Genomic DNA, 11,201 nt, shown 5'->3' with positions numbered 1-11,201 from the left:
AATAAGGCCAAAATCACTAATCCGGATGCGGGTCTCGCATTATTCCAGTAGAATATGGCCATATCCGGCATTTATAGGTAACCAAAAAACAACTTTGCCTTCCGATGAAACGAATCCTGTTACTGCTGCTCCTCGCGTGCACTTCTTCCGCATTTGCGCAAGTCAAATTCGCCCGGCTGTTCTCCGACCATGTCGTGCTGCAACGCCAAAAACCGATTCCCGTGTGGGGATGGGGCAAACCCAGTGAAAAAGTGAAAGTAACCCTGGCAGGGCAAACGGTGGAGGCAAAAGCCGATCCCACAGGCAAATGGCAGGTGAGTTTCAAGGCACTGGAAGCGGGCGGACCGCATACTTTGCAGGCAGCCGCCAAATCGGGCAATGCTGCCGTGAACGACGTGCTGATCGGCGAAGTGTGGCTTTGCTCCGGGCAGTCGAACATGGAATGGCCGGTATCGGCAGCTAAAAATTACGAGGAAGAGCGGAAAAATGCCGATTTCCCGCAAATCCGCCACTTCCGCGTCGACCACCTGGTGACGCTCCAACCCGAGCAGGACCTGAAAGCCGGAGAATGGAAGATCGCCAATGCCGAAACGGTGGGCGGATTCACGGCGGTAGGCTTCTTTTTTGCCCGCGAAATTCACCAAAAACTGAATGTGCCGATCGGCATCCTGCATTCGTCGTGGGGCGGCTCGCAAATCGAAGGCTGGATCAGCAAGGAAGCAATGCTGGGCAACGACGAGCTCCGCAGTTACGCACAGAATTTGCCCAAAACATGGGAGGAAGCGGACGCGGTAATGGACAAAAAACTCAAAAAGCAGCTTTTCAAAAACGCCTCGTACGACCCCACGCGTGAGGACGAACAGAAATATATTGCCCCGGATGTGGATTTGACCACCTGGCAAAAAACCGCCGACGGCGTCGGCCAATGGGATTGGAAAGGTCTGATGGGCTTCCGCGGCAGAGGTTACATGGCAAAAGAAGTGACCATACCCGCAGACTGGGTATCAAAGCAGACGACGCTTTCGCTCGCTGAGAACGACGGGCCCGTTGAGGTGTATATCAATGGCAAACCCGTGCACGAAGGCGCTGCCAAAGGCCCCCGCAAGATCCAGCTGCCCGCCAACACGTGGAAGGACGGCAGGAATATCATCACCATTAAAACCGGCAATATGGTAAGCGCAGCGTGGTTCGGGCCGGGACTGATGGGCTCCGCCGGCGAGTTGTATGTGGAAGAAAGCAACCGCAAAATCAGCATTGCCAAAGATTGGTACCTCATGCCGGCTTTCGCCGAAAAGCACGAGTATGCGCATTTGATGAACAATGTAGGCACCACGATTTACAACGCGATGATCGTCCCGCTGCTGCCGTTCGGCATTCGCGGAACGCTGTGGTATCAGGGCGAGAGCAACGCGGGCCGTGCCTACCAGTACCGGCAGTCGTTCCCGCTCATGATCAACGACTGGCGCAAGCTTTGGAACGACGACTTCTCGTTCTACTGGGTGCAGCTATCCAGCTTCGGAACCGATCGCGATAGTAACAAGGGCAGCAACTGGGCCGAGCTGCGCGAAGCGCAAAACCTCACATTAAGCCTCCCTAAAACAGGCATGGCCGTTACCACCGACGTAGGTAACCCGAACGACATTCACCCGACCAACAAACAGGACGTGGCGCATCGCCTCGCTACCCAGGCGTTGAAAAACGATTACGGCCAGAACATGCCTTACGCCTCCCCGATGTACGAAGGAATGCAGGTTGACGGCAGCAAGGCCATTATTTCATTCAAAAACGCAGAAAACGGGTTGACGATCAAAGACCGCTACGGCTACCTCAAAGGGTTCGAGATTGCCGGCGACGATAAAGTATTTCACTATGCCAAAGGGGAAATCCAGGGCAACAAGGTCGTCATTTCAAGCCCCAACGTGAGCAAACCGGCTGCGGTGCGTTACGGCTGGTCCGATGCGCCCGAAGATGCGAACCTGTTCAGTACCGACGGTTTCCCGGCAAGCCCGTTCAGGACCGACTCCTGGCCTGGCATCACCGTGAACGCCCGTTTCGAATAACCCATTTGTTTCAGAGATTATATGTTAAAACCCCTATTATGGTGCGTTGGCAGCCTCGCAATGGTATTGTCAGGCGCTCAAATTCCTTCTGACCAAACCGACAAAAAGAAAAACGGCACCGCAGACGACCGTAAGCGGGAATGGGCGGAATACCTCGGCGGCCCCGACCGTAACCATTACTCGCCATTGACGCAGATTAACAAGGATAATGTCAAAAACCTGAAAATCGCGTGGACCTACGCCATGCCTGACTCGGGTCAAACGCAGGTAAATCCTATCATCGTCGACGGCGTGCTGTATGGCGTCACCTCCACGGTGCAGGCATTTGCGCTCGATGCCGCCACAGGGAAACAGCGGTGGATTTTTGGGGATAAATCCAAAAACGGCTCCAATACGAGCCGCGGACTTACCTACTGGGAAGATGGCGACGACAAACGCATCCTGCACGCAATGGGCGCACACCTGTACGCGCTCGATGCCCGCACGGGAAAAGTAATCGAAAGCTTTGGTGAAAACGGGCGGATCGACCTCCACACCGGCCTGCCCGAAATAGCGAAAAACAAATACATGGTTTCCAACACGCCGGGGACCATTTTCGAAGACCTGATCATCATGCCGTTGCGTCTATCCGAGGATTCGGACGCAGCTCCCGGAGACCTGCGGGCGTTTAATGTGCGGACGGGCAAGCTGGTGTGGACGTTCCATACCATTCCCTACCCCGGCGAATTCGGTTACGAAACCTTCCCGCCGGATGCTTATAAAAACACATTCACCGGCGCGGCCAATAACTGGGCAGGCACGGCCATCGACCGCCAGCGCGGCATTCTGTACGTCCCGACGGGCTCGGCAGGTTATGATTTTTACGGCGGAAAACGCAAAGGCGCCAATCTATTTTCCAACTGCCTGCTCGCACTCGATGCCCGCACGGGCAAGCGCCTATGGCATTACCAAACCATGCACCACGACCTTTGGGACCGCGACCTTCCCGCGCCGCCGAACCTCATTACCGTTACCCAAACCGGCCCCGACGGCAAGCCGAAGAAGATCGACGCGGTGGCGCAGGTGAGCAAGCAGGGCTATGTATTTATTTTCGACCGCGTTACGGGCAAGCCTTTGTTTCCAATTAAGGAAGTAGCTGCTCCCAAAACCGCATTGCCCGGTGAACACCCCTGGCCTACCCAGCCGGTGCCCGCGAAGCCCGCCTCGTTCGCACGCCAGGCGCACACCCTCACGGAGAACGACATCAGCATGCACGCCCCCGACCGCGATTCGTTGCAAATCAAATTCCGGGGCTATCAAAAAGCGCTTTTTGCGGCGCCCAGCAAGGAAGGCACGGTAATCCTGCCCGGCTTCGACGGCGGTGCCGAATGGGGCGGTGCAGCAGCCGATCCTGACGAAGGCATTTTGTACGTCAACAGCAACGAAATGGCCTGGATACTCACCATGAAAGACACGCCGAAAGCCAGCGAACTGTCCAACCTGTCGCCGGGCGAAAAAGTGTACACGACCTATTGCGTAACCTGCCATGGACCGCAGCGGAAAGGCAATGCCAAAAGCGGCTATCCGTCGCTCGTCGACATAGGCACCCGCAGGGACAAGGCTTTTGTGAACCAGCTCATCACGACCGGAAAAGGCATGATGCCCGGCTTCACCATGCTGACGGCCGCCGAAAAGCAGGCGCTCGTATCATTCCTGTTCGGGGATGAAAAAGTGGAGGCGGTTTCGGAAACGCCGGCTTCCAAAAAAGTTTACCTGCCCTATCAAAGCACCGGGTACAATAAATTCCTTGATGCCAACGGCCTGCCGGCCATTTCGCCGCCCTGGGGCACACTGAATGCGATAGACTTGAATTCGGGCAAATTTCTCTGGAAAATACCTTTCGGGGAAGTGGAATCACTCAAAGCAAAGGGCGTTCCCACCACCGGCACGGAGAATTACGGCGGCCCCGTGGTAACCGCAAGCGGATTGCTGTTCATTGCGGCCACGAAGGACGGCAAGTTCAGGGTGTTTGATAAAAAAACCGGCAAATTGCTGTGGGAAACGCAATTGCCGGCTGCCGGGTTTGCTACGCCCGCTACTTATGAGGTGAATGGCAAGCAATATGTGGTGATAGCCTGCGGCGGTACCAAGCTGGGCACGAAAAAAGGAAACCAGTATGTAGCATTCGCATTGGAATAACTACACACCCGCGATCCATTCGCGCATTTTCTTCCGGCCTGCCTCATCGGGCAACCGTCCTTCGCCGGCCCCAAGATTATCCACCAGGTGCTTCACATCCGAAGTGCCTGGTATTACGCACGTTACGGCATCGTTGGAGACGATGTATTTGAGAAAAAACTGCGCCCAGGTTTTGATGTCGTAATCGGCGGCCCAGGCGGGAAGGTCCTTGCCTTTCACGGCGCGGAACAATGCACCTTGCTCGAAAGGTTCGTTGATGATCACCGCCACGCCTTTGTCCTTCGCGGCTTTCAGCAGGCTCTTTTCTGCATTACGTGAGCGGATCGAGTAGTTAAACTGCACAAAATCAATATCTTCCGATTTAACGATCTGTTCCAGCCGTGCGTGGGATGCGTCGGTGTAATGGGTAATGCCAATGTAGCGCACCTTTCCCGCGGCTTTCCATTCTTTAAGTGTTTTCAAATGCGTTTCCCAATCCTGCAAGTTATGTACTTGCATCAGGTCGATCTTCTTGCGTCTCATTTTCTGCATCGAAGCATTCATTTGATCAATCCCTTCCTGCCGGCCGGTTGTCCAGACTTTCGTAGCGAAAAAAAAGCGGTCGTTCAGTTTCAAATCGGTCGTAAGATCACCGATCACCTGCTCCGCGCGGCCGTACATAGGCGAAGCGTCGATCACCTTAGCGCCGATCTCATTCATTTTTTGCAGCACCTCCCTCAGCGGGTTACGCTCGGCACCCGTGCCCACATCAAACTGCTGCCACGAGCCAAGTCCCACCACGGGCAGGCGTTCGCCGGTAGAAGGGATTTTTCTTTCCAGTATCATTTTGAGATCGGTTTTTGCAGAGGAAGGAAACGGGTTCAATGCCAGTCCGGCACCGGCGGCAGCCAGGCCGGCCAACGCCTCCCGTCTTGTAAAAATATGCTTCATTGCCTGGTTAATGGGTTTTTGATGCCTTTAAGTTACAAACAAAAAGCGTCGCCGGAACGCCGGTTGGCCAAAAATGAGAAAAGGAGCCAGGATAATCCTGACTCCTTTTGCTGCACTTCACACCAAATCTGAATCTATTACTTTCTTTCGATGGATACTCCGATCTTGTAATCTTCCAGCTTGGGTGTTTGCGAAAGGTCCGGATAAGGAAGCACTTCGCTGACGCGCAGCACATATTCCACACCGCTGAGCTTGAATGACTGTACATTGTTTTTGGAATCGCCCTTGAATTCCAGGTTCACATCCACCTGATTCGACGCGTCGGACACGGTAAGCGTCAGTTTCGCGCTTCCCAGGGTTACGCAGTTCGCATTGACCGGGCAGCGGCTGTCCGCCACTTCTTTCAGCTCTACTTTCAGGTCACTTCCGGCAGTTGATACCGTGGTGGCCTGGCGGTAAGGAACGCTCGTCGTACTTAGCTCGGGTTGTGGGGAACTGTCCTGTTTCTTGTCGCAGGCAATCGCAGCGACGCACATAAATGCGAGTAAGATGATTTTTTTCATGCTAACAGTATTTTGAAATATAATGCAGAGAACCGCCCGCCGAGACAAAGGTTGTAACCGGCTTATAAAAAATTACATTTCTTCCCCGGTAAAGCACATTCAGGAAAAATGCGGGCCATTGGATTGCCATTCTTCTCATTCCGGTGACTATTATTTAACTGTATATTAATGTGGCATACTTATTTTTACAGGCAAACGCCTTAACCCAGCAGCTGGCGAAAAATACGGAAATATGGTCTGGTACGAAGACGAAGTACAAAGAGTCGAAAAAGAACGATCAACACTAAAGTATGAGCCGGAAACGGTTTTTTACGGAAGTTCGAGTTTTACGCTGTGGCCCGGCATGTACCAGGATTTTGCGGAATTGAAGCCGATCAACCTGGGCTTTGGGGGTTCCACGCTTGCGGCCTGCGTCTGGTTTTTCGAGCGTATTATGACCACCGTTACCACGCCGCAGCGCTTCGTCGTCTATGCCGGCGACAATGACCTGGGCGACGGGCGGCATCCTACGGAAGTGTTGCTCTTCTACCGGCAGCTGATACGGCTCGTACGTGACCGTTTCGGTGCGATTCCCTGCTTTTTCGTATCCATCAAGCCAAGTATACAGCGGTGGGAAATCATTGATTCCATCCGCACGGCCAATGAACTGATCCGCGAGGAAACCGGGAAAGACACGCAGCAGCATTACATTGATATTTTCCCGCATATGGTCAACTACCAGGGCTACCCGCGCAAATCGCTTTTCGAGGCGGACGGGCTGCACCTGAGTGGGGATGGCTATGCGATTTGGAAGAAATTGATCAGTGAGCATATACATGCCGCCGCCGGGGCGGATACACTTCATCAAACTCCTTAAAATTCCGCTTCGTCATGGAAAGGGCGTATCACAAATGGTTTAGTCCGGCTTTGGACAGGTTTATGGAAATGCTTGTTTTTGGTCACGCGGGCATGCCGGTGATATTTTTCCCGACGCGCTCGGCGCATTTCTACGACTTCGAGAACTGGCGGGTGATTGATGCGATGAAGCACAAGATCGAAGCCGGTGAAATCCAGGTTTACTGCGTCGACAGCATTGATAGCGAAAGCTTCTATTCCGAAGCGCCGCCGCCGCATCGGATTGCGAGGCACATTCGGTACGAAAAGTACATTCTGGAAGAGGTGATCCCGTTTATCCGCATTCAAAATAAGAGCCGGGAGCTCGTAGCAGCGGGTTGCAGCCTGGGCGGCTATCACGCGGTCAACATTGCATTGAAGCATCCGGAAATGTTCACCAAAGTGGTAGGCATGAGCGCCCGCTACGACCTTACCCAGCCGCTCCCCTACTTCGCCGACCTGTTTGACGGGTATTTCGACGAGGACATTTATTTCAACATGCCTAATCACTTCGTCCCGGGCATTTCGGACCCGGAGCTTTTAAAACGGCTGCGAGAACTTGAAATCACACTTGTAATTGGCCGAGAGGATTCTTTTCTGGAAAACAACCGCCACCTCAGCGATTCGCTGCACCGGATTGACGTCCCGCATCAGTTTTACATCTGGGAAGAGGAAGCGCACCGGCCACGATATTGGCGGGAGATGGTGAAGATTTATTTGTAATTAGGCTGTCCAGCGGAGCAACGCCCATTCATTGGTGGAGCCGGAAATAAGCAGAAAAGTTTTTTGCGGTGCCAGATAATACATTTTGTCCGTCATAAAAGGCGGGTCGAGCGCCGCTACCCTTTCCGGCTTATCGGTGATTCGGAGCACGTCCAGCCCATGCATTCCTTTATTGAGCACCAGGTAATCTTCAACCAGCTCAAATGACCGCACGGCGGTGGTAATGGAAGCGCCCGGTGTAAATACATGGTCGTCGTATCCATATGATTTCACAAATCCTAGACCGGCCACGAACATGCGCCGCCCGTCGGGCGTGAAGGTGATCTGGTAGCAGGTATTCGGCAGCTGATCGACTTTTGTTGATTTAAGGAAACGCTCTTCACTGAACGCCTGGCTGTACAATTCACCATAGTTGGTTCCGTAAACCAGCAGATTCTCCTCCGGATGCAATGCTCGCGCGATCGGATCACGGCCTTTGGTTTTGATTCTTTTCAACTCCATGAGTTGATCGGCCTGCCATTCAAGCAACGCAACGTTTTTACCGGAAAAGACAAGCAGCGCCCCGTCGTGGGCATAGGTAGCAACGGGAATGTCGCGGGCCGACTTGTAAGCATCGGATTGTTCGAACAGCTCTTTTTCCTTGTGTGAAAGCATTTTAAAACCGTTCACCCTTTTCTGCGCAACTTCCAGTGCGAATTCAGCACCGATTCCCTCCCACTGATATTCCCGGTCGTCCAGGTTTGCGATGAGCTCCATTGAACCGTCAAACCTCAGCAGCACCACTTTGCTGTGGTCTGCCAGCAGGAACGCACCTTTACTTTCCAGCACATGCACGAATCTCAAATGCGTGCTCAGTGGCGACGGGATGCTTTTGGACAATGTGAGTTGCATGGTAAATAGTTTAAAATACTCCGTTTTGATACAAACTATCGGATTTCAGCCGCTTTACCTCAGCCCGGAATGCCTCTGAATTCTTTTCACCGTCGATCGTAACCAGGTAATCTTTCGTACGGAAGCGCTCGATCGGCAAATCCTGAAATTGCATACAAGGCTGTATTTCCCGTACGTAGGAATAGCCGCTTCCGCTTTGTTGCAGGCATTCGAAATAAACAATGCGAACGAATGCCGACTTCTCCGAGAGCAACCGGGTGTCGTGATCGGATAGCAGATGTTGGTCCACGGCCAGCGGTTTCGAGGTAAATTCCAGCGTTTTGTAAAGCGACTGCTGCGAGCCCTCACGATCTCCAAACCAGCATTCTACCTTCACATTCACCAGCGCCCGGGTGTTATTGGCGATGTGCAATGTCAGCGGCCCGGCTTTTGCCGCCGGAAACCAGGCGTACAGATCGCGCGCGCCACTTTGAATGGCCGGCAGCAGAACAAATAGCAGCGGAATACAAAGCACCGCCACCCCGATGATTTTGTTCTTCCAGAATAGCAGGGCTATCAGGACAATCATAAACAGTCCAAGCAGGTAGAAAATCCCGAGCGCCCACCCCACCGAACTGTCACCGGACGGGGCGGGCTTTACGAGATAGTAAACAACCGCCACCAGCAGAATGACGGCAAACAGGCCCAGCAAAGCGAAATAAGCGAGCTTGATCATGGCAATTAGCGTGTGTATAATGACAGATCCGGCTCAGACTTCGAAAGGCAGCTCGTAGTCTCTCGTATTCGGCTTCGAGCTACGCGTTTTGACGGTAATGCGCGCTTTAAGCGGGCTGCCGAGTACTAGAAAGTATTTTACGTATTGGTCTTCGTGATGCGTCCACGACTTCTCGTCCAGCAAATACTCGGTAGCACCCTGCTTGCCGGCCTTGTACGCCCATTGCTCCACGATATTAGGTTCGTAGGTGACGAAATGCCCCATGCACATGATCTGCACGCCCGGCTGAGCATGGTTCCCGAGCTCCGTGCAGCTCTCCACGAGGACATTTATACTGGAATTATCTTCGAGATCTCTTACCGACCATTGGTCGAGCACTGTTTTAACATTGGCCATTTGAATTGTCTGATTATTGTTGACTGAGGGCTGCAAAGAAATACCGCCCACCGTACATCAGGACAATCCGATTATCAACCGGCTATTTGAAACTATTTAGCGCTGTCAATGCTGATTGATCGTGAAGGCATTCCGCACGCGGCGTACCTTGCCGTCGCTTTTAGTCATCAGGTACATTTCCTTCGTGAAACGGTTGTACTCAATGCGAACATCCACGCGTTTCGAGCCCGACATTTTCACGAGATCGGTTTCCCGGCCATCTTGCGTGATCAGCAGCTCATAGATCGAATGATCGGTAAGGCCCCGATCGACATTGGCATAAAAAATGCGTCCCTTTACAATGTCCCCAAAAATGTATTTGTCTTTCAAAGCCGCGATCGGGCCCTCGTACACGTAGCCCCCGCTAATCGCGTTCCCGTCGATATGGTCGTATTGCAAATATGGCTTTTCGAACGAGCCGGCGTCCGTTTCGGGTACCGGATACACGTTTTTGAGATCTTTGGAAGAAATGGCATAATTGCCCTCCCGTACATTCCAGCCATAATCGCCCCCTTTCACGATCACATTCACTTCTTCGAAATTCGATTCACCCACTTCTGTGCTCAGCAACGTGCCCTTGTGCCACGCCAGCCGGTGCGGATTGCGAAAACCATAGGCGTAAATTTCCTTGTAAACGCCTGCATCTGCATTCACAAACGGATTATCAGCCGGAATGCCGTAGCGGCCATTTTTACTATTGTTCCCAAGCGGATCAATGCGGATGATCGTGCCGAGGAGCGATTGCATGCTGTGACATAGCTCGGGGTGCTTGCCGATGGTCGAGCCCCCGTCGCCGGTGCCGATGTACAGCATGCCGTAATCCTTTTCGCCCTTCGCGGCATCCGGGTTGAAACCAATGTCCTGCGTCCCGTGAACGGTGCTTGGCACATTAATGCGGAGCAGTTCCCGCCGGCTTCCTTTGAACGCGGGGCTCGTCACATCGTCCATCTTCCATTCCGAAACCACCCATTGCACGGCCACTTCGATCGAGTCATTGTAGGAATAGTCCGCCGGTTTTCCCTTGGGCGCTTCGGTGTGGGTGATGTAGATCAATCCATTGTTCAGGTATTCCGGGTGGAAAACGAAGCTGCCCAGCCCCGTGCCGAGGCCCGGTTCGTTCACGAAATCCGCGAGGTCGGGGCGCAAATCCAGGAATGTGCTTACCTGCCGGTCGCGGATTTTGTAAATGATGCCGCGCTGGTCGCTTATGTAAAGCGAGCCGTCGTTCGAAGGGTGCGGGCGCATATTGGCAATGCGCGTGCGCGGCATTTTATCGCTCGATGCGGGGATCGTCACAAAATCTTCCAGTTCAATGCGCAAACCGCTTTTGATCACCGGCTGCGCAAGGCGTGCGACGGCGGCAGTGTCCGTCTTCACTTCAAGCGGCGCAATGTTATGCAGTTTCGTTTCGGATGCGATGTAAGCCAGTATCGAGCGGATTTCGTCGTCTTTCAAAAAATCGAAAGGCGGCATGATCATCTTGTAGCGCTTGGAAAGGCTAACGGCCCGCGCATTACCCGCTTCAATGGCGTGGTTAGGATTTTTCACAAAGGCGATCAGTTCCTGCTCCGAAAGCAGGGTGGTGATGCCGCCAAGCCGCGGCCCGATTTCCTCCTGCTCCATCGCATGACAAGACACGCAATGTGTTGTAAATAATTCTTTACCCTTCAAATCCGCACCTGCAAGCTGTGCCGACGCGGTGGCAGGCTGCTTTCGGCCTGCGCAGTTTAGTAAAAAGAATGAAATGACGGCCGAGCCGCAGAGGAAGCGTAAAGTTAAGGTCATTCAGTGATGGGTTAGGAATTTTCAAATGCGACCTCAAAGTTAGCGACC

General features: G+C 53.2%; 10 protein-coding genes. 4 read left to right on the top strand and 6 right to left on the bottom strand.

What is annotated here, in order from left to right; translation table 11 throughout:
* Positions 1-104: 104 nt before the first annotated feature.
* Entirely contained in the window at positions 105-2,060 is a 1,956-nt protein-coding gene (locus tag DFER_RS01535) for a sialate O-acetylesterase (protein WP_012779930.1), read from the top strand.
* Between the two features lie 21 nt (positions 2,061-2,081).
* Positions 2,082-4,238: an outer membrane protein assembly factor BamB family protein gene (locus DFER_RS01530; RefSeq protein ID WP_041734630.1), complete on the top strand. Its 2,157-nt coding sequence runs from the start codon at positions 2,082-2,084 to the stop codon at positions 4,236-4,238.
* Here the strand turns inward: DFER_RS01530 and DFER_RS01525 are convergent, their stop codons facing one another.
* Both DFER_RS01525 and DFER_RS01520 read right to left on the bottom strand, forming a co-directional pair.
* Positions 4,239-5,168: an aldo/keto reductase gene (locus tag DFER_RS01525; protein ID WP_012779928.1), complete on the bottom strand. Its 930-nt coding sequence runs from the start codon at positions 5,166-5,168 to the stop codon at positions 4,239-4,241.
* A 137-nt stretch (positions 5,169-5,305) separates the two neighbouring features.
* Positions 5,306-5,731: a hypothetical protein gene (locus tag DFER_RS01520; protein WP_012779927.1), complete on the bottom strand. Its 426-nt coding sequence runs from the start codon at positions 5,729-5,731 to the stop codon at positions 5,306-5,308.
* Between the two features lie 232 nt (positions 5,732-5,963).
* On the opposite strand from DFER_RS01520, the gene DFER_RS01515 reads away from it, so the two are divergent.
* Positions 5,964-6,587, top strand: a complete 624-nt coding sequence (locus tag DFER_RS01515; RefSeq protein ID WP_012779926.1) for a GDSL-type esterase/lipase family protein — start codon at positions 5,964-5,966, stop codon at positions 6,585-6,587.
* Between the two features lie 14 nt (positions 6,588-6,601).
* Positions 6,602-7,327, top strand: coding sequence for an esterase family protein (locus tag DFER_RS01510; protein WP_012779925.1), 726 nt, complete (start codon positions 6,602-6,604; stop codon positions 7,325-7,327).
* Here DFER_RS01510 and DFER_RS01505 read toward each other — a convergent pair whose 3' ends face one another.
* The 4 genes from DFER_RS01505 to DFER_RS01490 all read right to left on the bottom strand — a co-directional run bounded on the left by DFER_RS01505 (position 7,328) and on the right by DFER_RS01490 (position 11,153).
* A complete protein-coding gene (locus DFER_RS01505; RefSeq protein WP_012779924.1) occupies positions 7,328-8,218 on the bottom strand; it encodes a hypothetical protein in 891 nt (296 codons plus the stop codon). It abuts the gene before it with no gap.
* Between the two features lie 10 nt (positions 8,219-8,228).
* On the bottom strand, positions 8,229-8,933 hold the full coding sequence (locus DFER_RS01500; RefSeq protein ID WP_012779923.1) for a hypothetical protein: 705 nt from the start codon (positions 8,931-8,933) through the stop codon (positions 8,229-8,231).
* A gap of 33 nt (positions 8,934-8,966) precedes the next feature.
* The gene (locus DFER_RS01495; RefSeq protein ID WP_012779922.1) at positions 8,967-9,329 is read right to left on the bottom strand and encodes a hypothetical protein; all 363 of its coding nucleotides are present in this window, start codon (positions 9,327-9,329) and stop codon (positions 8,967-8,969) included.
* Between the two features lie 105 nt (positions 9,330-9,434).
* Positions 9,435-11,153: a PQQ-dependent sugar dehydrogenase gene (locus DFER_RS01490; RefSeq protein ID WP_041734628.1), complete on the bottom strand. Its 1,719-nt coding sequence runs from the start codon at positions 11,151-11,153 to the stop codon at positions 9,435-9,437.
* Positions 11,154-11,201 lie beyond the last annotated feature (48 nt).

The sequence above is a fragment of the Dyadobacter fermentans DSM 18053 genome (assembly GCF_000023125.1).
GTDB classification, from domain to species: Bacteria; Bacteroidota; Bacteroidia; order Cytophagales; family Spirosomataceae; genus Dyadobacter; species Dyadobacter fermentans.
The sequence above is the reverse complement of the archived record's forward strand: the minus strand, read 5'-3'. Positions and strand labels throughout refer to the sequence as shown.

Coding starts and splice junctions, on each gene's coding strand:
- DFER_RS01535 (WP_012779930.1), top strand. CDS start 105: ATGAAACGAATCCTGTTACTGCTGCTCCTCGCGTGCACTTCTTCCGCA.
- DFER_RS01530 (WP_041734630.1), top strand. CDS start 2,082: ATGTTAAAACCCCTATTATGGTGCGTTGGCAGCCTCGCAATGGTATTG.
- DFER_RS01525 (WP_012779928.1), bottom strand. CDS start 5,168: ATGAAGCATATTTTTACAAGACGGGAGGCGTTGGCCGGCCTGGCTGCC.
- DFER_RS01520 (WP_012779927.1), bottom strand. CDS start 5,731: ATGAAAAAAATCATCTTACTCGCATTTATGTGCGTCGCTGCGATTGCC.
- DFER_RS01515 (WP_012779926.1), top strand. CDS start 5,964: ATGGTCTGGTACGAAGACGAAGTACAAAGAGTCGAAAAAGAACGATCA.
- DFER_RS01510 (WP_012779925.1), top strand. CDS start 6,602: ATGGAAAGGGCGTATCACAAATGGTTTAGTCCGGCTTTGGACAGGTTT.
- DFER_RS01505 (WP_012779924.1), bottom strand. CDS start 8,218: ATGCAACTCACATTGTCCAAAAGCATCCCGTCGCCACTGAGCACGCAT.
- DFER_RS01500 (WP_012779923.1), bottom strand. CDS start 8,933: ATGATCAAGCTCGCTTATTTCGCTTTGCTGGGCCTGTTTGCCGTCATT.
- DFER_RS01495 (WP_012779922.1), bottom strand. CDS start 9,329: ATGGCCAATGTTAAAACAGTGCTCGACCAATGGTCGGTAAGAGATCTC.
- DFER_RS01490 (WP_041734628.1), bottom strand. CDS start 11,153: ATGACCTTAACTTTACGCTTCCTCTGCGGCTCGGCCGTCATTTCATTC.